Annotated in this window: 18 protein-coding genes; 11 read left to right on the top strand and 7 right to left on the bottom strand. The window is 73.5% G+C overall.

The features are described from left to right. The first annotated feature begins 144 nt into the window (after window positions 1-144). Together K7G61_RS07005 and K7G61_RS07000 are read left to right on the top strand one after the other, a co-directional pair. Complete coding sequence (locus tag K7G61_RS07005; protein ID WP_225845779.1) at window positions 145-786, top strand: TetR/AcrR family transcriptional regulator; 642 nt, start codon at window positions 145-147, stop codon at window positions 784-786. A gap of 167 nt (window positions 787-953) precedes the next feature. Beyond that, window positions 954-1,556 carry a zinc-binding dehydrogenase gene (locus K7G61_RS07000; RefSeq protein WP_225845778.1) on the top strand — a complete coding sequence of 201 codons (603 nt, stop codon included), beginning with the start codon at window positions 954-956 and terminating at the stop codon, window positions 1,554-1,556. Between the two features lie 88 nt (window positions 1,557-1,644). Here K7G61_RS07000 and K7G61_RS06995 read toward each other — a convergent pair whose 3' ends face one another. Then, window positions 1,645-4,437 (bottom strand): AAA family ATPase, encoded by a 2,793-nt coding sequence (locus tag K7G61_RS06995; RefSeq protein WP_225845777.1) that lies wholly within the window; start codon window positions 4,435-4,437, stop codon window positions 1,645-1,647. 148 nt (window positions 4,438-4,585) lie between these two features. Continuing rightward, complete coding sequence (locus tag K7G61_RS06990; protein ID WP_225845776.1) at window positions 4,586-5,560, bottom strand: alpha/beta hydrolase; 975 nt, start codon at window positions 5,558-5,560, stop codon at window positions 4,586-4,588. A 342-nt stretch (window positions 5,561-5,902) separates the two neighbouring features. Between K7G61_RS06990 and K7G61_RS06985 the strand changes: the two genes are divergently transcribed. Beyond that, window positions 5,903-6,520 carry a YceI family protein gene (locus tag K7G61_RS06985; protein WP_225845775.1) on the top strand — a complete coding sequence of 206 codons (618 nt, stop codon included), beginning with the start codon at window positions 5,903-5,905 and terminating at the stop codon, window positions 6,518-6,520. Between the two features lie 115 nt (window positions 6,521-6,635). Here K7G61_RS06985 and K7G61_RS06980 read toward each other — a convergent pair whose 3' ends face one another. Both K7G61_RS06980 and K7G61_RS36880 read right to left on the bottom strand, forming a co-directional pair. Beyond that, the gene (locus K7G61_RS06980; protein ID WP_225845774.1) at window positions 6,636-7,817 is read right to left on the bottom strand and encodes a beta-propeller fold lactonase family protein; all 1,182 of its coding nucleotides are present in this window, start codon (window positions 7,815-7,817) and stop codon (window positions 6,636-6,638) included. 244 nt (window positions 7,818-8,061) lie between these two features. Continuing rightward, window positions 8,062-9,063 carry a winged helix-turn-helix domain-containing protein gene (locus tag K7G61_RS36880; protein ID WP_225845773.1) on the bottom strand — a complete coding sequence of 334 codons (1,002 nt, stop codon included), beginning with the start codon at window positions 9,061-9,063 and terminating at the stop codon, window positions 8,062-8,064. A 531-nt stretch (window positions 9,064-9,594) separates the two neighbouring features. On the opposite strand from K7G61_RS36880, the gene K7G61_RS06970 reads away from it, so the two are divergent. The 8 genes from K7G61_RS06970 (at window position 9,595) to K7G61_RS06935 (ending at window position 20,907) form a co-directional block, all read left to right on the top strand. Next, window positions 9,595-12,072 (top strand): SpoIIE family protein phosphatase, encoded by a 2,478-nt coding sequence (locus K7G61_RS06970; protein ID WP_225845772.1) that lies wholly within the window; start codon window positions 9,595-9,597, stop codon window positions 12,070-12,072. After that, window positions 12,069-13,175: a sugar ABC transporter substrate-binding protein gene (locus K7G61_RS06965; protein WP_225845771.1), complete on the top strand. Its 1,107-nt coding sequence runs from the start codon at window positions 12,069-12,071 to the stop codon at window positions 13,173-13,175. Before K7G61_RS06970 ends, K7G61_RS06965 begins: the two co-directional genes overlap by 4 nt. An 81-nt stretch (window positions 13,176-13,256) precedes the next feature. Further along, window positions 13,257-14,057 carry an ATP-binding cassette domain-containing protein gene (locus K7G61_RS06960; protein WP_225845770.1) on the top strand — a complete coding sequence of 267 codons (801 nt, stop codon included), beginning with the start codon at window positions 13,257-13,259 and terminating at the stop codon, window positions 14,055-14,057. After that, window positions 14,054-15,343 carry a sugar ABC transporter permease gene (locus tag K7G61_RS06955; protein WP_374204074.1) on the top strand — a complete coding sequence of 430 codons (1,290 nt, stop codon included), beginning with the start codon at window positions 14,054-14,056 and terminating at the stop codon, window positions 15,341-15,343. The genes K7G61_RS06960 and K7G61_RS06955 overlap by 4 nt, the downstream gene beginning before the upstream one ends. Window positions 15,344-15,512: 169 nt before the next feature. Then, the gene (locus tag K7G61_RS06950; RefSeq protein WP_225845769.1) at window positions 15,513-17,327 is read left to right on the top strand and encodes a methylmalonyl-CoA mutase subunit beta; all 1,815 of its coding nucleotides are present in this window, start codon (window positions 15,513-15,515) and stop codon (window positions 17,325-17,327) included. After that, a complete protein-coding gene (scpA, locus tag K7G61_RS06945; RefSeq protein ID WP_225845768.1) occupies window positions 17,324-19,501 on the top strand; it encodes a methylmalonyl-CoA mutase in 2,178 nt (725 codons plus the stop codon). Before K7G61_RS06950 ends, scpA begins: the two co-directional genes overlap by 4 nt. Window positions 19,502-19,513: 12 nt before the next feature. After that, window positions 19,514-20,503, top strand: coding sequence for a methylmalonyl Co-A mutase-associated GTPase MeaB (gene meaB / locus K7G61_RS06940; RefSeq protein WP_225845767.1), 990 nt, complete (start codon window positions 19,514-19,516; stop codon window positions 20,501-20,503). Window positions 20,504-20,685: 182 nt separating this feature from the next. After that, the gene (locus K7G61_RS06935; RefSeq protein ID WP_225845766.1) at window positions 20,686-20,907 is read left to right on the top strand and encodes a hypothetical protein; all 222 of its coding nucleotides are present in this window, start codon (window positions 20,686-20,688) and stop codon (window positions 20,905-20,907) included. Between the two features lie 118 nt (window positions 20,908-21,025). Here K7G61_RS06935 and K7G61_RS06930 read toward each other — a convergent pair whose 3' ends face one another. The 3 genes from K7G61_RS06930 to K7G61_RS06920 form a co-directional block, all read right to left on the bottom strand. Next, window positions 21,026-21,514 carry a cupin domain-containing protein gene (locus tag K7G61_RS06930; protein ID WP_374204073.1) on the bottom strand — a complete coding sequence of 163 codons (489 nt, stop codon included), beginning with the start codon at window positions 21,512-21,514 and terminating at the stop codon, window positions 21,026-21,028. After that, complete coding sequence (locus tag K7G61_RS36875; protein WP_225845765.1) at window positions 21,507-22,241, bottom strand: DUF2249 domain-containing protein; 735 nt, start codon at window positions 22,239-22,241, stop codon at window positions 21,507-21,509. Before K7G61_RS36875 ends, K7G61_RS06930 begins: the two co-directional genes overlap by 8 nt. A gap of 319 nt (window positions 22,242-22,560) precedes the next feature. Beyond that, the gene (locus tag K7G61_RS06920; protein ID WP_225845764.1) at window positions 22,561-23,133 is read right to left on the bottom strand and encodes a DUF488 family protein; all 573 of its coding nucleotides are present in this window, start codon (window positions 23,131-23,133) and stop codon (window positions 22,561-22,563) included.

Below are 23,133 nucleotides of genomic sequence, written 5' to 3'. Positions count from 1 at the left end.
ATCAGCCCTGACGCAGGGGTCGACGCGAGGTGCACGGCAAGTCCCTGCTGGGCGTCGAGGAGCGGGAAGCGGCGCCCGGCCCGTGCCCGCCCGGGCGTGCCACCGCATGCCCGGGCGTGCCAACGGCTTTCTAGGATTGGCGGTATGGCTTCCACGACCCGACGACCTTCCAACGCGGCCGCCCGGCGGGCCGCCCTCGAGACGCGGATCCTGTCCGTGATCGAGGAGCTTCTGCGTGGTGGTGCGACGTACACGGAATTGAGCGTGGAGCGGATCGCACAGGCCGCGGGGATCTCGCGGTCCACGTTCTACCTGTACTTCCGTGACAAGGTGGACGTGCTGCTGCGGGTGAGCGGTGCTCTCAAGACGCGCAGCTACGAGATCGCGACGGCGTGGCGTCCCTGCGGCCCGGACGGCGGGGTGGACGGTCTGGCGCGGACCTATGAGCTCATCATGCGTCACTATCGTGAGCATGCGGCACTGCTGGCGGCGATCCAGGAGGTGGCCGCGTACGATCCCGCGGTCCGCGACTCGTGGGAGGCCCATCAGGACGGTTTCGTCGACCATCTCGTGACGGTCCTGGAGGAGGAGCAGCGGGCGGGGCGCACGCCGGCCGGCATCGCCTCCGAAGCCGCCGCCAGGGTGATCGTCCAGGGAGGTGGTGAGGTCATCGCCCGGCAGGTCGCCGACAGCGACGGCGGCGACGATTCCCTGGTCGCCCACGAACTGGCCGCCGGCTATTGGTACGGCGTCTACCGCCGCCCCGAGGGGGCGCCCGCCGGCTGACCGGAGCCGCCTACCGCCGGCGCGGCCGGCACGGCAGGCTCGAACAGGATCCCGCCGTGCCCGCAGCCGCTGAGGCCGCCGCTCGCGTCCTCGTCGAGCGCGCCTGCACCACCGGTTCCTGAGACCACGCGGCCCCTTGCTGTGCCCCGCAGGGGCCGCGTACGGTCGTGATCACCGCCTGGGAGGGCCTGGTCGACCGGGCACGGGTCCGCTCGGGGCAGAAGGTCCTCGTCCACGGCGGCGCCGGCGGTATCGGCCACGTCGCGATCCAGATCGCCCGCGCCCGCGGCGCCGAAGTCTTCGCCACCGAGTCGACCGGGAAGCTGGAGACCGTCGAGCGGCTTGGCGCGACCCCGATCGACTACACCACCACGGCCGTGGAGGAGTACGTCGCCCAGCACACCGGCGGCGAAGGATTCGACATCGCCTTCGACACCGTCGGCGGCCCCGTGCTCGACGCCTCCTTCACCGCGGTCCGGCCCTACCACGGCCACGTCCTGAGCTCCCCGGGCTGGGGAACCCACAGCATCGCTCCGCTGTCCTTCCGCGGTGCCACCTACTCCGGCGTCTTCACCCTGATGCCGATGCTGACCGGCCGCGGGCGGGAGCACCACGGAGAGATCATGCGGGAGGTGACCGCCCTCGCCGAGGCCGGGGCCCTCACGCCCCTGCTCGACCCGCGGCGCTTCACCCTGGCCACCGCCGCCGAGGCGCTGGATGCCGTGGAGGACGGGACCGCCGACGGCAAGATCGTGGTCGACATCGACTGACAGCATCGGCGTCCGTGCCGCGGCCGGCCGGTCGGGTCGCAGCGCCCGGCCGGCCGTTCGGCCGGCCGGGCCACCGATTCCCTTACGACTACGACGCGGAGAGTGATTCCAGGGCGTCCCGCAGCATGGCACGAGAGGTGATGCCGAGCTTCGGGTAGATCTGGTACAGGTGGGCGCCGACCGTACGGTGCGACAGGAACATGCGCTCCGCAATCTGCTTGTTGGTCAGGCCGGAGGCCGCCAGCCGGGCTATCTCCAGCTCCTGGGCGGTGAGCGTGGAGGCCTTCGACGCGGTGGTGCGCCGTCTGGTCCAGCCGGCCGCCCGCAATTCCGTCTCGGCGCGTTCCGCCCACGGCCGGGCTCCGAGATGTTCGAACGTGGACAGCGCGGCGGCGAGCGGGACCCTGGAATCCGCGGTCGCCCTGGCACGTCGCAGCCGCTCGCCGTAGGCCAGCCGGACACGGGCGAAGTCGAACGACCACCTCTGCGCCCCCGGAACCGCCAGGGCCTTGGCGAACAGCTGAAGAGCCTCGTCGTCGTCCTTGGCGCACAGGGCGGCGGAGGCCTCCGTCAGCAGGGCGTGCCGCGAAGAGATCGCCGCGACGCCGGCTTCCCTCATCGCGCGCACATGGCCGGCCGCTTCCGCGTGCCGGCCGGTCCTGACGGCAGCCTCCACCAGGTCCATCGTCACCCAGAGGGCGTGCGGCACATGTGAGGCGAGGTTTCCCGCCGGACTGATGGCGCTCGCCTGCTCGAAGGCGTCGGCGAAGTCCCCGCGTCCCAGCGCCGCCACGGCCAACGCGTGACGGCCGAAGTGCGCGGCGCACCAGGCTCCCCGGGGCGTTGCCCAGTGGATGATCCGCTCCGCTGTCGTCCCGGCCTGGTCCGCTTCACCGCGTGCGGCACCGAGGATGGCCTGGATGTAGAGGAAGTACCAGGCGAAGGCGCTGTAGCCGTGGGTCTCGCACAGTTGGACCCCCTCGTCGGCCAGTTGTGCCGCCTCCTCCCACATCCCGGCGAGGTAGTCGTCCAGGCACAGGTGGATCAGGCCGGACAGGTACCGGCGAGCCGGGCCGCCGTCACGGCCCATGCGCACGACCCGCCAGGCCGCTTCGCGGATGTCTCCGAGCCGGTCCAGATAGAGGGCCGCGGTACCGGTCCGCGTGATCTGGACGGGGTCGATCGCGTCGGCCAGCTCCGCCACGAGTTCGTCGACTTCCGCCGAGGCCGCAGCACCCTTGCGCGCGGGGTCGGAGAACGTCTTTCCCAGCGCGGACAGGACGAGCGGCGCCTTGGGCGTCAGCTTGTCCAGCGTCCGGTAGTAGGAGTGCCACAGGTCCTGCCGGGCGCCGAAGAAGCACACCAGCGCCAGGGTGTGGAGGACGTCCACGAGCGCCGTGTCCCCGGCGTCGTAGGCGTGGTCCCCGGATTCGATGGCACCGACCAGCAGGCGGTGAGCCGTGTCGATGTCGCCGTCGCCGTTCAGCATGAGAAGGGCGGCCGCCGCCACCGAGTGCAGGGAGTTCCTCAGCCCCGGGGCCACGTGCCTGGCGTCGTCCAGGAGTTTTTGGGCGCTGGGCAGAGCACCGGTGGACTCGGCGCTGAGGTAGGCCGCCTCCGCGAGCCGGCGGCTGCGGTCGGGGCCCTGCGGGGTCAGGTCCGCGGACCTGATCAGCGTCCGTATGCCGCCCATGGCGTCACCACGGCGCAGGGTGATCCGCGCGGCTTCCTCCATCCGGGCGGCCACTTCCCCGTCCGGTTCGACGGTCGCCTCTCCCAGATGCCAGGCCCGGCGCTCGGGCTGGTCGACGAGGACCTGGGCGAGCGCCGCGTGCACCGCGCGCCGCTCGCTGCTCGTGGACTTCTCCACCACCGCGGAACGGATCAGCGGATGACGGAACCTCAGGCGCCGGGTCCCCCCATCGACGTACACCAGCTCCTCACGCTCGGCCGCTGCCAGGTCATGCAGGTCGAACCCCTCGTTCGCCTGCCGCGAGGCCGCCTGCAGCACCCCGAGGTCGCCCGTGCCCTCCAGCGCCGCCAGCAGGACGAGACGTTGCGACGACCGCGGCAGACGAGTGATCCGGGAATCGAACAGCGTCTCCAGGCGCCGGCTGAGCGGCAGCACCGCGGGCATGTCCTCCAGGGCCGTGTCCTGTACCGCGGGCAACGCCGCCGGCAGTTCCAGCAGAGCCAGGGGATTGCCGCGTGCCACGGTCAGCAGGCGCCGGCGGGCACCGTCGAGCAGGTCGGGGAACCTCGTACCGACCAGGCACGCCGCCGACTCGTCGTCCAGCGGCTGCAAGCGGTACTCGGGCAGGGCGCCGCTGTCGTACAGGCTCCGCGCCCCCGAACGCGACGCGGCGAGGAAGCTGACACGGACGCCGGTCACCCGCCGGGCCACGAAGCCGAGAACGGCCGCACTCGCCCGGTCGAGCCAGGGGAGGTCGTCGACGACCAGCAGAAGGGGGTCACCGGCGGCGACGGCCCGCAGCATGAGCAGTACGGCGTTGGAAACGACCAGTTGTTCCGGTGGGGAGCCGTTTTCGAACCCGAGAGCGACGCGCAGGGCGTCGCGGAAGGGCGACGGGAGTTCGCCGAGCGCGTCCTGGAACGGAAAGAGGATCTGGTTGAGGCCCGAGTAACTGCAGTCCGCCTCGAACTCCACGCCGGCGGCGCGCAGGATTCGGGCTCCTCCCGTGCGAGCCGCCTCGGCGACGGCGTTCAGCACCGCCGTCTTCCCGACTCCCGCGTCTCCGGAGAGCAGCAGTGCCCCGCCTCCAGCCCCGATGCCCAGGTGTTCACGGATCCGCCGCAGGTCCCGATCCCGGCCGATCAGGGTGTCGGTCGCGTCGCGCAGGGCGGAGTCGCCACTGATCACTGCACGCTCCTATCGCTGTACGGAACCGTCCCGGCCGGTGACAAGGAGGCGGTGCCGGTCAGGCTTGCGGGCGCGCCCCGCTCGCCCAGCACAGTATGCACGACATGGCGTTGGACAGCGTGTGCAGTGCAGGGTGGGAGGGGGAACGTCACACGCCGGTGCCGAACGCCTGCCGCAGCGCGGCGACGGCCTGGGCGAGCGCCGCCCGCGCCGCCTGCGTCGACGACAGAGCGTTGAGTACGACGAAGTCGTGAATGGTCCCGCCGAATCGGATCGCGGTGACCGGCACTCCGGCCGCACGGAGCTTTGCGGCGTACGCCTCACCCTCGTCCCGCAGGACATCGGCTTCCGCGGTGATGACGAGCGCCGGGGGCAGCGCGGTGAGCTGCCGCACGGCGGCCCGCAGGGGGCTGGCCGTGATCTCGGCGCGCTGCGCCTCGTCGGGCGCGTACTGGTCCCAGAACCACCGCATGGTGTCGCGGCGCAGCAGGTAACCCTCGGCGAACTGGTGATAGGAGCCCGTGCCGAAGCCCGCGTCCGTGACCGGGCAGAACAGCACCTGCTGGACGAACGAGACGTCGCCGCGTTCCTTGGCCAGCAGCGTCAGGGCCGCGCTGATGTTGCCGCCCGCCGAGTCACCGGCGACGGCCAGCCGTGCGGGGTCGATCCCGTGGTCGGCTCCCTGTCTCATCAGCCATCGGGCCACCGTGTGGCACTCCTCCAGCGCGACGGGGTAGCGCGCCTCGGGGGACAGCGAGTACTCGGGGAAGACGAGGGCCGCTTGCGCGCCCACCGCCAGCTCGCGCACCAGCCGGTCGTGCGTACGTGCGCTCCCGAGGACCCACCCCGGGCCGTGGACGTACAGAACCGCGGGCAGCGGGCCTGCCTTCCTGGGACGCACGATGCGCACGGCGACGCTGCCCTTCGGCCCGCCGGAGACGGCGACCCAGTTCTCGTCCACCTCGGGCTTGCCCGGCGTCCCGGACTGCACCTCCTCCGCCGCTCTGCGGCCCCGCAGCGGTCCCAGGTGGTGAACGAACGGCGGAGAGGCGGTCGTCGCGGCGAACTCGCGGGCGCCCGGCTCCAGAACGGGTGCCACCGGCTTGAGGTCGTGTTCGGGCATCACGCACTCCTTGAGTGATGGGGACGCCGCGCCGAGGCACGGGGGTTCGACGCCGGCGGGTCGCACCCGTTGACCGTCGGAGCGGCGGCTTCACGCAGGCGCGTGACCTGATGCAACCCGCGCGGGCGGGAACCGCGCATCTGGCATGTGACTGCACGCCCCGGCACGCTGCCCCGGACATGTGACTGCCGGGCGGTGGTGTCCGGCGGGTGGGGCGTCCCGTCCGGCGTGAGGGTCTGTGCGGTGAGCGACGTCACGCGTGGCAGAACTATGCAAAGGAATGGAACGAGGAGGTGAATGGTTGAGGCGTGAACCAACCCCGTCCCCAGGGAGAACGTCATCATGGGCCTGTTCAACCGCAAGACCGTCACCTCCGCCGCCGCTCCGGCCGCAGGCGCCACGGCGGTCGCCACCGTCGATCTGACGCACCTGACCGGTGACTACGTCATCGACACCACGCACAGCGAGATCGGCTTCTCGGCGCGGCACGCGATGGTGACCACGATCCGCGGTCGCTTCACCGATTACGAGGGCACGCTGCACCTCGACGGCCGTGATCCGTCGGCCTCGACCGCCGCGCTCACCATCAAGGTCGCCAGCATCGACACCGCGCTGGCGGCGCGCGACGAGCACCTGCGCAACGGTGACTTCTTCTCCGCCGACGAGTTCCCGGAGATCACCTTCCGCAGCGCCGGCGCCGAGCAGGTCGACGACGAGACCTTCCGGATGCACGGTGACCTCACCGTCAAGGGCATCACCCGGCCGGTCTCGATCGACCTGACGCTCAACGGCCAGGTCACCGACCCGTTCGGCAACGTCCGCGTCGGCTTCGACGGCTCGGCCACCGTCAACCGCAGCGACTGGGGCCTCACCTACAACGCGGCCCTCGAAGGCGGTGGCGTCCTGATCAGCGACAAGGTCAAGCTCACCTTCGACATCTCCGCGGTCAAGCAGGCCTGACCCGGCCTCGCGGAGGACAACCGGCCTGGCGGCGGCGCGCGGTACGCGCCGCCGCCAGGCCGCGTGCTGCCGTCCGCGGGTCCCTCCCCCGGCGACAGGGGCGGGGCGGCGCGGATCAGGTGGCGGCGATGCCCTCCGGCCCGTTGCCGCCGTCGAAGACGGGCAGGCCGGTGACCGTGCCGATCCGGGTCAGCGAGCCGTCGGCGCCGATCGCGAACTCGTCGATGGCACCGGCGCCGTTGGCCTGCTGGTACAGGAACCGGCCGTCGCTGCCGGCGGCCAGGTCGATGGGTCCCGCGTCTGTGGTCGCCGCGACTCCGGAGGCGTCCTTGAGGGACAGCGTGCCGTCGTCGGCGACGCGGTAAGCGGTGATCGTCCCGCTGCCCGCGTTGGCCACGTACACCTGGTGGCCGACGACCACCGACCAGCAGGCGGCCTGCTGGCCGTTGTCCGGTACCGCCGGCGAGACCGCCGTCAGGCTCCCGTCCTTCCCCACAGCGTACGACGACTCCGAGCCGGCGGCCTCCGTGACGAGGAGCCGGCCCCGGCTGTCGAAGACCAGGGCGAAGGGAACCGCTCCGGCCGAGTCGGTGACGACGGGGCTCGCGGAGGGGCGCCCGGCCCCGTCGAGGGGGAAGACCTCCAGCAGGTTGTGGTTCTTGGTGGCCACGACGACCGCGCCGCCGTCCGGGGTCAGCGCGACCTGCGACGGAGAGGCGAGGAAGAACGGCACGTCCGCGTTGCCCAGGCCGAGCCCGCGCGTGGAGTGCGGGAGCGGGGCGAGCCGGCCGTCCAGGACCCGGAAACCGGTGATCGAGCCGTCACCGGCCGCGTTCAGTACGTACACGCGGTCGCGGGCGACGGCGACGGACACCGGGATCCGGCCCGCCGTGGGCAGGATCTGCAAGCGGTGCAGCCGCGCCCCGTCGACGGCGAAGACGGTCAGGGTGCCGCTGCCGGCGTTGACCGCGTACAGGAGGTGGTGCGCCGCGTCGTACGTGAGGCCGCCCTGTGAGGCCAGCGGGTCCACGGGCGCGCCGGCCACGCTGCCGCCCAGGCCCCCGGTGGCGTACCGGCCGGACTCGTGCAGATGACCGGCCGCGTCACGGCTGTAGGCGATGACGGTGTTGGCCGCGGGATCGTTGGTCTGGACGAAGACCGCGTGGGTACGCGCGACCTCACCGCCGGCCGGCGCGGCAACGGCGGCCGCGGAAAGGGCGAGGACTCCGGCGGCGGTCCCCGCGGCGGTCAGCAGGGCGGCGGTCGTACCGCGGCGCCTGCGCGATGGACGAGGCATGAGTGTTCCCTTCGGACGAAAGCGGCGGGAAGGACGGGGGCGACGGCACTCCGGAGTCGTCGAACGCGCAGTCACTGTGCCAAAGGAACAAGCCCGGAAGGGGAGTTGCGGCCCCGCCGTCAGCAGTCGGTAAGAGTCGCCCGGCGCGGGAGGCACCGTGCGGCCGGAGCCGACCGGTCGATCGCGGCCCTCCTCCGCCGGCCGATCCCGGTGACGTGACCGCGGGACCGGCGCCGCCGGAGTGTCAGCCGCCGGCGGAGTGTCGGTCCCCGCCGGCCAGCAGATCCGCTCCCAGGCCGGTCGGGCTGTGCAGCGCGGTGTTGAGCTGCCTCGCGGTCTGGATGAGGCCGGCCGCGCGCAGGACGGTGGCGTGTTCGCTGGCGCTGCTCGCCGAGATCCCGCAGAACACGGCGAGCTCCTTGGTCGTACAGCCGGGATGCTCGGCGACAGCGGTGAGCACCCGGGCGCGTGTGTTGCCCAGAAGCGCGGTCAGGGTCGAGGCCGTGCCGGGCTCGGTGAGGGCGGTCAGGCGTACGAGCGGCAGGTCGTGGCCGGCGGGGTACGTGACAGCCGGTTGGGGCTGATCCGGGTCGACGGCCGAGCGGGAGCCGAAGGCCGACGGCACGAGCATGACGCCCTGCCCCCGCAGGTACAGGTCCAGATCCACCTCGTGGACCATGCGCACCTCCAGTACCGGCGGGCGCCAGCGCAGCCACCGCGGATTGGCCCTGACCAGCAGTCGCTCCACACCGCCGTGCATGAAGTGCTGCATGCGCACCGTGCGGTCGAGGGCGAACAGATCGGCGATCCGCGTCCAGTAGGGGCTCAGCAGATGGGTGTGGAGGTGGCCGAGCCCTTCGCAGAACGCCTCGCGCAACGCCATGTCGTCGCCCAGATGGCGGGCCCACGCGGGAACCGGGTGGTGCTCGGCCACGGCGGCGAGCTGGGCCTCGACCTCCTTGCGTGGGGTGGCACGCACCAGGTCCAGCAGCTCTTCGAGGGTGCCGGCCCGCGCCGGGGCGGCGAAGGTGGGTGACGGCGCCAGGGGCGGGAAGAGCGACAGGGCCATACGCGCCGACGCGGGCAGCGGCACCGCGGCGCGCCGGCGCCAGGCGGCCAGCCGCGGGTCGCGGGTGCGGACCTGCAGCAGCCTCGCCGCCAGGTTCAGTTCGGACAGCGGCATGGGCGCCGGGGCGACGCGGGTGCGCGCGAGGTCCTCGCTCGTGAAGTGGATGCGGTAGACCACGGATTCTCCTGGACACGGCGGCTGCGCTCTCGCGGCACCCCTTCCGGAATGCCGTCGCCCGCCACCCTTCCGAAATGCCGTTGTTCGGGACAGCCCGAATCAGGTCGCGGTCGACGCCGCGCGAAGCCGAAGCTGGACGGGCGCACCCGCCGGCGCCCGCGCGAGCCCGCGCCGTCGCCGCCCGTCGGGGGCGCGTCGGGGGCGCGTCGGGGGCGCGACGGCGGCACTGGCCGGCCGGCTCCGGCCGTGGGTCCGGGCGCGATGAGGGGGGCGCCCGGCCCCACCCACCCGTACGGCCTGTACGGGGGCCCCGCGGTCGACCCGGGGCGACCGGCCCGGCGCGGACGGCGGGATTGCCGTCCGCCCGACGCGGGTCGGAAGACATTTCGTAACATGAGGTATCTAATGTATTCGTGGTGTGTCGAAACGGGCAGCGCCTCGGTGCCATGAGCGCCGGCGGCCCGCGGGCTGCCGGACCGCGGGCTCGGCGCACTCGCTCATCGACGGCCGGCGACAAGGACGCGGGGAAGTATGGCGGAGCAGGACATGGTGTTCAGAGGGGCGGCCGCCGCCGCCGTCTATGTGCTCGACGAGCAGGGCGGCCGGCTGCGCCTGAGCGAGGCCGTGGAGGAGAACCCGGGCGACGGCGCGGGGTTCCCGGTCAGTTACCCGACGTCCGGCCGGTCGGCGGTGGCCGAGGCCTGCCGCACCCGCCGGCCCGTGTGGTCCGCGGCGGCCGAGGCCGGCGCCGCCGCTGTGATCGGGCCGAGGACGCCCGCCGCGGACGTCCCGGCGGACACCGCGCGCAGGAGCGGCCGCGAGTGGCTGGGGGCGGCCCCTCTGGCCGCGGGCGAGGAGCTCCTGGGCTGCCTGGTGGTCAAGGACCCCGGAGCGGACGGCGTGGAGGCCGAGCGGCGCGGGTTCCTCGAGCTGTACGCGGACCAGGTGGCCGCCAGGATGGAGTCCGAGAGCCCGGGCGCCGAGGCCGGCGCCGCGGGGCCGCCACCCGGGCCGGAGTCCGGCGGCCCCGGGCTGGACCTCGGGCGCCTGGGCTCGTTCACCCTGGCGCCCGCCACGGGGCGGATCGAGGCGGACCGGCAGGCGCTGGACCTGCTGGGCCTGGCCCAGGAGGACTTCGACGGGCGCCTGGAGACGGTGCTGGCGCAGACCGATCCGGAGGACCTGCCCGCGCTGATGTCCGTCCTGGAGCCGCGCGCCGGGCGGTCCGGCGGCCAGGACCTGGAGTTCCGGATCCGCCGGCCCGGTGGAGGCCTTCGCTGGCTGCGGCTGCGGTCCCGGGTGCTCGCGGACGACTCCGGCAGCCCGCGGCGGCTGCTGGGCGTGATCGCGGAGGCGTCGCGTCTGCGGCCCACCGGGGACGAGGTGTCCCGGGTGCAGCGGCTGTCCGTCGCCCTGGCGGCGTCGATGACGGTCCGCGACGTCAGCCGCGCGGTGGTCAGCGCCCTGCGCGACCCCCTGGGGGCCGACAGCGTGGTGCTCGCCGAACTGCACGCGGGACGGCTGGTGGTCACCGACATGGAGCCCCAGGAGGGGCCGGCGGTGTGGGGCACGTGGCGCTCGCAATGGCACTCGGAGTGGCCGGACGCCTCTCCCGGTGACGTGCCGACCCTGGAGGATGTGCTGCGCCAGGGCCGCACCCGGCTGTGGGCCTCCAGCGCCGACCTGGAGCCGGGGCTGGCCGGCATCGGCCCGGGAGGATTCGCGGTCCTGCCGCTCCCGGCCGACGGCCGGATGGCCGGGGTGTGCCTGCTGGGCTGGGACGACCAGCACGAGTTCGCGGCCGAGGAGCGCGCGCTGCTCACCGCCGCCGCGGGGCTGATCGGACAGGCCCTGGTACGTGCCCGCGCCCACGACGCCGAGCACGAGTTCACCGCGATGCTGCAGAGCAGCCTGCTGCCCCGCACGCTTCCCGTCCTGCCCGGCTGCACGGCCGTCGCCCGCTACCTGCCCGCGACGACCGGGCTCGCGGTGGGCGGGGACTGGTACGACGTGATCCCGGTGTCCGACCGGTCGGTCGCCCTGGTCATCGGGGACGTGCAGGGGCACAGCGCCGAGGCCGCCGCGATCATGGGCCAGATCCGTACCGCGATCCGCGCCTACGCCGTCGAGGGGCACCCGCCGGACGTCGTGATGTCCCACGCCAACCGCCTGCTCGTCGGCCTGGACACCGAGGCCTTCGCCACCTGCTGCTACCTCGCCCTCGACGTCGAGGAGGGCGAGGCCTGGGTGGTCAGGGCCGGCCACCCGCAGCCGGTGCTGCGCGGGCCGGACGGCGGCACCCAGGAGATCGAGTCCGAGGGCGGGCCGCCGCTCGGAGTGATCGCGGACGCCGACTTCCCGATGACCAACCTCGGCGTGGCCCCGGGAACCGTACTGGCCCTGTTCACGGACGGTCTGGTCGAGTCCTCGAAACTGCCGCTGGACGACGGCGTACGGCGGGTGCGCCGCGCGCTGGCGGCCGCCGACCCGGCCGACGCCGACCGGACCGCCGACGACCTGATCGGGACCACCGAGCGGCGCGAGGACGACGTCGCCCTGCTGCTGCTGCGCTACGACGGGCTGCCGGTCCGGCCGCGGCGGGCGAGCTGGTCGGTCTGGCGGCTGCCGGACGCCGTGATGCACGCCCGCCGCTTCACCGCGCGTGCGCTGCGTTCCTGGCACGAGGCGCGGGAGACGGACGCGATCCTGCTGGTCGTCTCCGAGCTGGTCACCAACGCCATGACACACACCCGGGGCGAGGTGCACCTGCATCTGACCCTCGCCGGCGAGCGGCTGCGGGTCGCGGTGAGCGACTCCTCGCCGCGGGCACCCGTCAAGCCCGCGGGCCTGGACTGGGAGGCCACCGGGGGCCGCGGCATCTTCCTCGTGGAGGCCGTCTGCGCGGCCTGGGGCTCGGTGCCGCTCAGCGGGGGCAAGCAGGTGTGGGGCGAGATCGAACTCGCGCCCGAACAGGACACGGCCGGCGCACGGCAGGAGTCCCGGCGATGAGGGCCGTACGGGGTCGCGCGGTGGTCGCCGCCCTCGCGGCGTGTCTCGTCGTGGCGTTCGGCACGCACGGGGCCGCCGAGTCACCGCACCGGGCGCCCGGCCGCGCCGCCGGCGGCGGCGGCTTCTCGATCGGCGTGCTGCTGCCCGACTCGAGCACCGCGCGGTGGACCACGGCGGACAAACCGCTGATCGAGAAACGCATCAAGGAACTGTGCCCGGACTGCGCCGTCCGGTACGCCAACGCCTCGGCCGACGTCGCCGCCCAGCAGGCGCAGATGAACTCCATGATCGCCAACGGGGTGCGGGCGATCATCCTCTGCCCGGTCGAGAGCAAGGCGCTGAGCCCCTCGGTCACCAGGGCCCGCGAGAGCCACGTACCCGTGGTCTCCTACGACCGCCTCGCCGGCGGCCCCCTGTCGGCGTACTCCGGTTACGACTCGGTACGGATCGGGCGGCTGCAGGCCCAGGGGCTGATGGCCGCGCTCGGCCCCGGCGCGAGCCACGACCGGATCGTCATGATGAACGGCGAACCCACCGACCCCAACGCCGCGGCCCTGCGCAAGGGAGCACTGTCGGTCTTCCAGGGCAAGGTGCGGATCGGCGCCTCGTACAACACCACGAACTGGATCCCGCAGAACGCGTTCACCAACATGCTCGCCGCGATCGCCAAGCTCGGCCCGCACGGGATCGACGGCGTCTACGCGGCCAACGACGGTCTCGCGACCGGCGCCCTCACCGCCCTGAGGGCCGACGACGTCAAACCGCCGCCGCCCGTCACCGGCCAGGACGCCGACCTCGCCGCGGTGCGGCGCGTCGTCACCGGCGAGCAGGCGGTCACCGTCTACAAGTCCTTCAAGGCCGAGGCCGACGCCGCCGCCGAGATGGCCCTGGCACTGGCCCGCGGCACGCCGGTCGACGCCGTCGCCAAGCAGCGGATCAGCAACGGCTCCGGCAAGGACATACCCGCCTTCCTGGGCACTCCGGTCGCGGTGAACCGGGGGAACGTCAAGCAGACCATCGTCGACCGGGGTGTCTACACGGTCCAGCAGATATGCACACCGGAGATCCTCTCCGCCTGCAGGCAGGCCGGGCTCACCGGCTGACCGGGAGGACGCGCGACGCGCCGCGGGCGGCGCCGACAGGCGGCGAAAAGGCGGCGAGGGGCGATCGGCGACTGCCGGGAGGTGATTCACGTGGCGGGCACACCCGTACTGGCGCTGCACGGGATCTGCAAGCACTTCGGGGCCGTCCAGGCGCTCACCGACGTCGAGCTGGAGATCCACGCTGGCGAAGTGGTCGCGCTCGTCGGCGACAACGGCGCGGGCAAGTCCACCCTGGCCAAGGCGATCACCGGGGTCGGCCCCGCCGACGAGGGCGTCATCGAGTGGCAGGGGCGGCCGGTACGGATCCAGCGGCCCCGCGACGCCCAGGAACTGGGCATCGCCGGCGTGTACCAGGGCCTCGCGCTGTGCGAGAACCTCGACGTCGTCGCCAATCTCTTCCTGGGCCACGAGATCGCCACGGCCGGAATCCTCGACGAGATCGCCATGGAGCGCCGGGCCCTGGACCTGGAGACGGAACTGCTCGCCGCCTTGGCCAAGCACCCGCCCAGCGTGCGCGTCCCGGTGGCCACGCTCTCCGCCGGACAGCGCCAGACGGTGGCCATCGGCCGGGCCATCCTCAGCCGTCCGGAACTGCTCGTCCTCGACGAGCCGACCGCCGCCCTGGGGATCGAGCAGACCGGCCAGTTCCTCGACCTGATCGACCGCCTGCGGGACCGCGGCACCGCGATCATGCTCATCAGCCACAACCTCGGTGACGTGAAGGCCGTCGCCGACCAGGCCGCGGTGCTGCGGCACGGTCGCAACAACGGCTTCTTCGACGTTCCCTCCACCCCGCACGAGCAGATCGTCTCCTCCATCACCGGTGCCACCGACAACGCCGTGACACAGCGCACGACCAAGGCTTGGGAGGACATGCTGTGAAGGGCACGGACGCCCCCGGGGATCCCGACGGCGCCAGGACCGACCGCCGCCCGGCGGGCGGTCCCCGGCCCACCGCCCGCCAGGACGCCGGCCTGGGCGCCCCGGGCCCGACGGGCTATGTCCGCTCCCTCGGCGCCCGGATGCGCGGCGGCGAACTCGGCGCCGTCCCGGTCATCGTCTCCCTGCTGGTGATCTGGATCGTCTTCCAGAGCCTGAACCACAACTTCCTGTCCCCGGGCAACCTGTCGAACATCGGCGTGGACATCGCGGGACCCGGCCTCATCGCCGTGGGCATCGTGTTCGTCCTGCTGCTGGGGGAGATGGACCTGTCGGTCGGCGCCGTCAGCGGACTGACCGCGGCCCTGTTCGCCGTCATGAACGTCAACCACGGCGTGCCCGAATGGCTCGCCATCGTCTGCGCCCTGCTCGCCGGGGCCGCCATCGGCACCCTCCAGGGCTTCTTCTTCGCCCTCGTCGGCGTGCCGGCCTTCGTCGTCACCCTGGCCGGACTGCTGGCCTGGAACGGGCTGATGCTCTACGTGCTGGGCGCCAGCGGGACCATCGACCTCGGCGACCAGGGGGCGGTCGTCGCGCTGACCGACCACTACTTCCACAGCGCGGCCCTCGCCTACGGCCTGGCCGCGCTGGGCACGGGCGCCTACTTCGCCGTGTCCTACCGGGACAACCGCGTGCGCAGGAACATCGGCGTGGCCGCCAGACCGGTGTGGGAGATCGCCGAGCGCACCGCCGGCATCGCGGTGCCCGCGTTCGCCGCCGCCTGGGTGCTGGACGACTTCCGGGGGGTGCCGCTGGCCCTCCTGATCTTCCTCGCCTTCGTCGTCGGCCTCGACTTCGTCCTGCGGCGCACCACCTACGGCCGGCGGATCTTCGCCATCGGCGGGGACGTCGAGGCCGCCCGCCGCTCGGGCATCAACGTGGACTGGACACGCGTCTCCGCTTTCGCGGTGTCCGGGACACTGGCCGCGGTGGGCGGCCTGTTCCTGGCGTCACGGGTGGCCTCGGTGGGCCAGACGTCCGGCTCCGCCACCCTGCTGATCGACGCGATCGCCGCCGCCGTCATCGGCGGGGTCAGCCTCTTCGGCGGCCGCGGCACCACCTGGTCGGCGCTGCTGGGCATCCTCGTCATCCAGTCCATCGCCTCCGGCATGCTGCTGCTCGGCGTGCAGACCTCCGTGCAGTACATGGTCACCGGCGGCGTACTGCTCGGAGCCGTCGTCCTGGACTCCCTCTCCCGCCGCTCGCAGAAGGTCCACGGCCGCGCCTGACCGGCACCGGCCGCCGCCCCCCGTCAAGGGCCCGAGCGGGGTGGCGGCGGCGAGCGTGTCACCGCTGAGGGCGAGCGCGCGCCCACCCCCGAGGGGGAGGGCGGGCCCACCCCTGAAGGGCCCCCTGTTCCCCGCTTCCGGCCCGAGTACCTGTCCTAGCATCCGACGCATGACGGCCATGCCTGACGACGAGCTGCCCCTGGCGGCCGACTTCCCCGAGCCGACGCACGAGCAGTGGCAGCGGCTGGCGGCGGGTGTCCTGCGCAAGTCGGGCAGGGACCTCACGGGAGCCGAGGCCGAGCGGGCCCTGTCCACCGCGCTGGAGGACGGGCTGGAGGCGCGCCCGCTCTACACCGCCCGCGACACCGCGCCCGACCCCGGCCTCCCCGGCTTCGCGCCCTTCGTACGCGGCGCCCGCGCCGAGGGCAGCACCCTCGGCGGCTGGGACGTACGCCGGCGGCACACGGTCGCCGACCCGGGCGCGGTCCTGGACGACCTGGAGAACGGCGCCACCTCGCTGTGGCTGTGCGTCGGGGAGAGCGCCGGCATCACCGTCGCGAACCTCGACCGGGCCCTCGACGGCGTCCACCTCGACCTGGCGCCCGTCGTCCTCGACGCCGGCCCGCGGACCGCCCGGGCGGCGCGGCGCCTGCTGGCGCTGTACGAGGAACGCGGCGTCGCGGCGGGCGCGGCGCGCGGCAACCTGGGCGCCGACCCGCTCGGGGACGAGGCCCGCACCGGGGAGCCCCGCGACACCGCGAGCGTGACCGAGCCGGCGCTGCTGTGCGCCGACCGCTACCCGGGGCTGCGGGCCCTGACCGTGGACGCCATGCCGTATCACGAGGCCGGGGGCTCGGCGGCGCAGGAACTCGGCTGCTCCCTGGCCACGGCGGTGGCCTATCTGCGTGAGCTGACCGGCGCCGGGCTCGGCGTCGAACAGGCCCTGGCGCAAGTGGAGTTCCGGTACGCGGCGACCGCCGACCAGTTCCTGACCGTGGCCAAGCTGCGCGCGGCACGCCGGCTGTGGGCACGGGTGGCCGAGGTGTGCGGGGCGCCGGGCGCGGGCGCGCAGCGGCAGCACGCGGTGACCTCACCGGTGATGATGACGCGCCGCGATCCGTGGGTGAACATGCTGCGGACCACGATCGCCGCGCTGGCCGCGGGCGTCGGCGGCGCCGACGCCGTGACGGTGCTGCCCTTCGACCACGCGCTGGGCCTGCCCGACGCGTTCGCCCGCCGCATCGCCCGCAACACCTCCACCATCCTGATCGAGGAGTCGCACCTGGCCCGGGTGATCGACCCGGCCGGCGGCTCCTGGTACGTGGAGCGCCTGACCGACGAACTCGCCCACGCCGCCTGGAGGTTCTTCCAGGAGATCGAGCGGGCCGGCGGACAGGCGGCGGCCCTGCGCTCCGGAATGGTGGGCGAACGGCTCGCCGGGACCTGGTCCGCGCGCCGCGCGAAGCTCGACGAGCGGCGCGAACCCGTGACCGGCGTCAGCGAGTTCCCCCACCTCGCCGAGAAACCGGTGGTCCGCGACCCCGCTCCGGCCCCGCCGTCGGGCGGCCTGCCGCAGGTACGGCGGGACGAGGCGTTCGAGGCGCTGCGCGCCCGCTCCGACGCCCACCTCGCCGCGACCGGGGCCCGGCCCCGGATCCACCTGGCCGCGCTCGGCCCGGCCGCCGCCCACACCGCCCGGCTGACCTTCGCCGCCAACCTCTTCCAGGCGGGCGGGATCGAGCCCGTCACCGACGGCGCCTTCGAGGACAGCGGCGCCCGCGAAGCGTGCCTGTGCTCCAGCGACACGCTGTACGAGGAGCAGGCCGAGGCCGCCGCCGCCCGGCTGCGGGACGCGGGGGCCGGGCACGTGTTCCTCGCCGGCCGCCCGGGGCCGTACAAGGGCGTCGACAGTTACGTCTTCACCGGCTGCGACGCCGTCTCCGCGCTGTCCGCCGCACTCGACCGTATGGGAGTGTCCCGATGACCGTTCCCGACTTCTCGGCGATCGACCTGGGGACGCCGGCCGCCTGCGCCGGCCCCGACGAGTGGCGCGCGGCGGTCAAGCAGGCCGCCGGCGGCGCCGGGCTGGAGTGGGAGACACCCGAGGGAATCACGGTCAAGCCCCTCTACACCGGGCAGGACCTGGAGGGCCTGGACTTCCTCGGCACGTATCCCGGCATCGCCCCGTACCTGCGCGGCCCGTACCCGACGATGTACGTCAACCAGCCCTGGACCATCCGCCAGTACGCGGGCTTCTCCACCGCCGAGGAGTCCAACGCCTTCTACCGGCGCAACCTGGCCGCCGGTCAGAAGGGCCTGTCCGTCGCCTTCGACCTGCCGACGCACCGCGGGTACGACAGCGACCACCCGCGGGTGACCGGCGACGTCGGCATGGCGGGCGTCGCGATCGACTCGATCCACGACATGCGGCAGCTCTTCGACGGCATCCCGCTGGACCGGATGACCGTCTCGATGACGATGAACGGCGCCGTACTGCCCGTACTGGCCCTGTACATCGTGGCCGCGGAGGAACAGGGCGTGCCGGCGGAGAAGCTGGCGGGGACCATACAGAACGACATCCTCAAGGAGTTCATGGTCCGCAACACCTACATCTACCCGCCCGAGCCGTCGATGCGGATCATCTCCGACATCTTCGCCTTCACCTCGCGGCGGATGCCCCGCTACAACTCGATCTCCATCTCCGGCTACCACATCCAGGAGGCCGGGGCGACCGCCGACCTGGAACTGGCCTACACCCTCGCCGACGGCGTGGAGTACATCAGGGCGGGGCGCGGGGCGGGCCTGGACGTGGACGCGTTCGCGCCGCGGCTGTCGTTCTTCTGGGCGATCGGCATGAACTTCTTCATGGAGATCGCCAAACTGCGGGCGGCCCGGCTGCTGTGGGCGAAGCTCGTCGGGCAGTTCGGCCCGAAGGACCCCAAGTCGCTGTCGCTGCGCACCCATTCGCAGACCTCCGGCTGGTCGCTGACCGCGCAGGACGTGTTCAACAACGTCACCCGCACCTGCGTGGAGGCGATGGCGGCCACCCAGGGCCACACCCAGTCCCTGCACACCAACGCGCTCGACGAGGCACTCGCGCTGCCCACCGACTTCTCCGCCCGCATCGCCCGCAACACCCAACTGCTGATCCAGCAGGAGTCCGGCACGACCCGAGTGATCGACCCGTGGGGCGGCAGCGCGTACGTGGAGCGGCTGACGTACGACCTGGCCCGCCGGGCCTGGCGGCACATCCAGGAGGTCGAGGCGGCGGGCGGCATGGCGCGCGCCATCGACGCGGGCATCCCGAAACTGCGGGTGGAGGAGGCCGCGGCCCGCACACAGGCCCGCATCGACTCCGGACGGCAGCCGGTGATCGGCGTCAACACGTACCGCGTGGACACCGACGAGCGGATCGAGGTCCTCAAGGTCGACAACTCCTCGGTGCGCGCCCAGCAGATCGAGAAGCTGCGGCGGCTGCGCGCGGAACGCGACGAGCGGGCCTGCCGCGACGCGCTCGACGACCTGACCCGCGCGGCCGGCGGCGAGGGCAACCTGCTGGAACTCGCGGTGCGCGCGGCGCGCGCCAAGGCCACCGTCGGCGAGATCTCCCAGGCGCTGGAGGAGGTGTACGGCCGGCACGCGAGCCGGATCCGTACGATCTCCGGTGTGTACCGCAGCGAGGCGGGCGAGTCCGCGTCCGTCGACCGCACCCGCGCCCTGGTCGACGCCTTCGCCGAGGCCGAGGGCCGGCGGCCGCGCATCCTCGTGGCGAAGATGGGGCAGGACGGACACGACCGCGGCCAGAAGGTGATCGCGACCGCCTTCGCCGACCTCGGCTTCGACGTGGACGTCGGTCCGCTGTTCCAGACCCCGGCCGAGGTCGCCCGCCAGGCCGTCGAGGCGGACGTGCACATCGTCGGCGTGTCGTCCCTGGCGGCCGGTCACCTCACCCTCGTCCCGGCGCTGCGCGAGGAACTCGCCGCCGAGGGGCGGGAGGACATCATGATCGTGGTCGGCGGGGTGATCCCGCCCCAGGACGTGCCGGAACTGCTGGCAATGGGCGCGGCGGCGGTCTTCCCGCCCGGCACGGTGATTCCCGACGCCGCCCACGACCTCGTCTCGCGGCTGGCCGCCGGCCTCGGGCACGACGGCCCGTGAGGCGCTGAGCCGATGGCCATCGACCTGGACACCTACGTCAAGGGCGTGCTCGACGGCAAGCGGGCGCTCGTCGCCCGCGCCATCACCCTCGTCGAGTCCACCCGCCCCCAGCACCGGGCGCTCGCCCAGCAGTTGCTGACGCGGCTGCTGCCCCACGGCGGCAACGCCCGGCGGATCGGCGTCAGCGGTGTGCCGGGGGTCGGCAAGTCGACGTTCATCGACGCCTTCGGGACGATGCTGACCGGCCTCGGGCACCGCGTCGCCGTACTCGCCGTCGACCCGTCCTCCACCCGGACCGGCGGCTCCGTGCTCGGCGACAAGACCCGCATGGAGCGGCTGGCGGTGGACCCGCGCGCCTTCGTACGGCCCTCGCCGAGCGCCGGGACGCTCGGCGGCGTCGCCAAGGCGACCCGCGAGTCGATCCTGGTGATGGAGGCCGCCGGATACGACGTGGTGCTGGTGGAGACGGTCGGCGTCGGCCAGTCCGAGACGACGGTGGCCGACATGGTCGACTCCTTCCTGCTGCTCGCGCTGGCCCGTACCGGGGACCAGCTGCAGGGCATCAAGAAGGGCGTACTGGAACTGGCCGACGTGATCGCCGTCAACAAGGCGGACGGCCCCCACGAGCGCGACGCCCGCTCGGCCGCCCGCGAACTGGCCGGGGCGCTGCGCCTCATGCACGGCAAGGACGCCTTCTGGACGCCGCCGGTGCTCACCTGCAGCGCGCGCGAGTCGACCGGCCTCGATGCCGTGTGGGAGCGGCTGGAGCGGCACCGCACGCTGCTGGACTCCACCGGCCGCCTGGCCGCCCGCCGCCGCGACCAGCAGGTCGAGTGGACCTGGACCATGGTCCGCGACGACCTCCTGGACCGCCTCCACCGCGACCCGGCGGTCCGCTCCCTCGCCCCCGTACTCGAACAGCGGGTCAGGAACGGCGAACTGACGGCGACCGCGGCAGCGGAACGCATCCTGGACGCCTTCGGCGGGCGACGGCAGCACTGAACGCGTGGGCCTGCGGTGCCGGCGCACCGATGGTACGGGCGGCCGTACGGCGGGCGGGCGCGGCGGCGATACGGCAAACGGCCGCCACCGGTTCGCGTGACAGGGTGGGCGCGTCGTTGACGCCGTGGCGGCGGCAGACGGTGATCTGGGTGGCGAACACCGCTCCACCCAAGGAGGAATACATGTTTCGTCGCGTCGTGATCACTTTGGCCGCCGTCGCTGCCGGCGCCATGATGACGGCCGGTCCCGTATCGGCCGCCACCATGGACGACGAGAGCGGACTGGCCGTGAAGCACGCGGTCAAGGCCGGATTCTCGTACGAGAACCTGGGCGGGCCATGGGGCATCACCCGCGCACACGGCAGGTACGAGGAGGCGGGGTTCCTCATCGCGACCAGCCGCTGACAACACCCCACGACGGCACCGTCGTGTCACGCGCCCAGGCGCGGGACACGGCGGTGCCGGACCTTTTGCGGGGGCGCCGGGGCCCGGCCCGGTCCGGCTCGGCCCGGCTTGCTTCGGCTCAGCTCGGCCGGGGACGGATCTGCATGCCGGGGCGGCGGCGGTGGACGGTGAGGTAGGACAGGCCCTCCGGGCCCGCCGCGATGGCGCGGGTCGAGCCGCGCGGCAGCCAGAACAGGGCGCCGTCCGCGAGTCGTTCGGTCCCTTCCGGTGTCTCCACGGCGCCCCCGCCCGCCACGACGAGCAGCAGGACGTCCAGGTCGGGTTCGGCGTGGGCCCCGACCCGCTCCCCGGCCGGCAGGTGGACGAGGTTCGCGTCGAGCTGGCGGCCGGGCTCGGCGAGTTTCCACAGCGCGCCGGCCGGCGCGGGATCCAGCCCGGCCGGCGCGCGCACGTCGCACAGCAGACGGACGCTCGGCGGATCCCCGGCGGACCCGCCGGCGGAAGGCTCCGGCGCCGCAGTGGCGGGCGCGACGGGCGCGGCGGGTGGTGGGGCGGGACGGGGCCCGCGTGTCGTCCCGGCGCCGGGACGGGTGTGCCGGTCAGGCATCGACAGCCGCCTTTCCGATCCGGACCCGCCAGACCTCGGGACCGGACTCCAGGTAGTCCCAGGTGTGCCCGCCGGGGTGGGTGGCCCGGAACTCCCGGCGCAGCGGCTTGGGATCGTGGTTGTTCACCAAGGTGAACCCTTCGCCGGGCCCCAGGCGGGCAAACCTCGCGAAGATCCGCGGGTGCCGCTGCCCGTGCGGGATCTCGCGGACGTCGATGACGTCGGGGTCGTCGAGCGAGCCGCCCTCCAGCAGGGAGCGCAGGTCCGCGGCCAGTGCGGGCAGCCCGGCTCCGGGCAGGGCCGCCAGCGCCGGCAGCAGGACGGCCTCCTCGGCGGCCAGATGGACGTCCAGTACGGCCTCGATCGCGCGGGCGATCGCCGTGGCGGCTGAGGCGTCGGGCGCGGCGGTGAGTGCCTCGATCCGCTCGTCGAGAGCCGCCGACCCCACCCGCAGGGAGCGGACCAGCAGGCGGGTCTCCGCCGCGCCGGAGGCGGCCGCGTGCAGCGTGCGGTCGGCGGCGGCCAGGTAGCGGCGCAGCTCGCCCGCGCAGAAGTCCCGCAGCCCCGCCGGGTCGGCCCCGTCGCCCGCCCCTTCCCCGGTCGCACCCCCGGTGAACCGCGTGAGCCCGGCCCGCAGCGCCTCATGCTGCCGCCGGACCTCGGCTTGCGCCCGCACGGCCGGATCGGTCTCGGTCGCCTCGATGAAGATCTCGGATGACGGTGCCACGGCGGTCGGTCCCTTCGTGCCTGCCTGCGATGTTTCCACGATTATTACATGTCCAATTTGGAGAAAACCTCGCGGGGGCGCGGCCCGACCGGAGTGAGGGCGCCGCACGAGCGCCGCCGCGCGTCGCCGACGGGCGGGACGGATGCGCCCGGGCGCGGATTCGGGGCGGGGCGGACCGCGGGCGAGCGACGGGTCCGTGCGAACTGGGGTGGTCGCGTGCGTACCACCGACAGGTCCGTGCGAGGGGTGCGTGAGGCGGGGGCGGGCGCCGCGTCCGGGTGCGCCGGTCCGTGGTCCGGGGAAGGCCCACCGCAGGGGGTCAGTGCCGGTCGTAGACGAGGAGGCCGTCCTCGCGCAGGCGGGCGCCAGGGGTGGGCGGATGGGGGGTGAGGCGGCCGTCGTGGGCCAGGTGCAGGACGTCCGTGTGACGGGCGAGTAGCGCGAAGTCGGCGATGATGCGGCGGTGGCAGCGCCACCACACCGTCTCCGCGCACATCACGGCGGTACGCGTCCGCGCCGCCTGCCGCAGCAGGTCGTCCATCGCGGCGACGAACTGCGGGTCCCGCGTCCAGCCGGCGTACCCCCGGAAGGAGGCGTTCTCCCAGAAGGTGTCGGGTGAGTCCGGCGCGGCCCTGCGGAAGCCGCCCAGGCGGCGCTCCCAGCGGTACTCGACGCCCTCCTCGGGCAGCCACGACTCCAGCGCGGCCCGGCCCGCGTCGGGGTTGCGGCGGCTGCCGGGAGCGGTACGGACGTCCACCACGGCCCGGACGCCGGCGCCGCCGAGCACCGCGGCCATCTGCTGCCGCGTCGCGGTGCCGTGCCCGAACGTGAGCAGAACTCCGCCCCCGGTGGCGTCCGGGGCGTCCCGGGCGTCCGCAGAAAGCTTCGGCAT

It is taken from the genome of Streptomyces sp. HPF1205 (assembly GCF_020400825.1).
In the GTDB taxonomy this organism is placed as follows: domain Bacteria; phylum Actinomycetota; class Actinomycetes; order Streptomycetales; family Streptomycetaceae; genus Actinacidiphila.
This window is presented reverse-complemented; position numbering and strand designations above follow the sequence as displayed.